1 protein-coding gene is annotated in these 443 nt (G+C 46.7%); it reads right to left on the bottom strand.

What is annotated here, in order from left to right; genetic code table 11:
• Nucleotides 1–443: 30S ribosomal protein S8e (locus D0T87_RS23765; protein ID WP_163178658.1), on the bottom strand; the 443-nt coding region annotated here is incomplete at both ends.

Here is a 443-nt window from a genome sequence, read left to right as displayed (position 1 = left end):
GTAGAACTCCAGCTCTTTACCCTCCAGGATATAGCCATCACAGCGTCCACTTTGTCCAGGTCGTGATGATACACATGCATAGAGGCGTCCTGTGGTAAATTGCTCTTCAAGGGTTGAAGCAACCTTTCCCTGAGCTTTTCTTGTATCAATCTTTCTCTGACAGTGATTGGATCGCTTTTTGGTGACAGGATCTTGCTCCTCAGTCTCAGCCTGCTTTTGTGAGGTCTTCTTGCGTCCAATGGGTGTGGCATAATGAGCCTCATACCACTGTCTGAATGGAGTACTGTCAATTTGCACAATACAGTTCTTTACAAGGGTTTTTGTTCGTACAAGCTCGTTGTTGCTGGCGTTGTAGACAACATCAATAATACGGGCTTTTCTGGTTACACTCTCAGAGCCCCACGAGTAGTTGCCAGTTTCAAGCCGAAGGGCACGGAACTTCT

Source organism: Bacteroides sp. 51 (assembly GCF_010500965.1).
Classification (GTDB): Bacteria; Bacteroidota; Bacteroidia; order Bacteroidales; family Bacteroidaceae; genus Bacteroides.
Note: the sequence above shows the minus strand (reverse complement) of the source record. Positions and strands in the feature narration are given on the sequence as shown.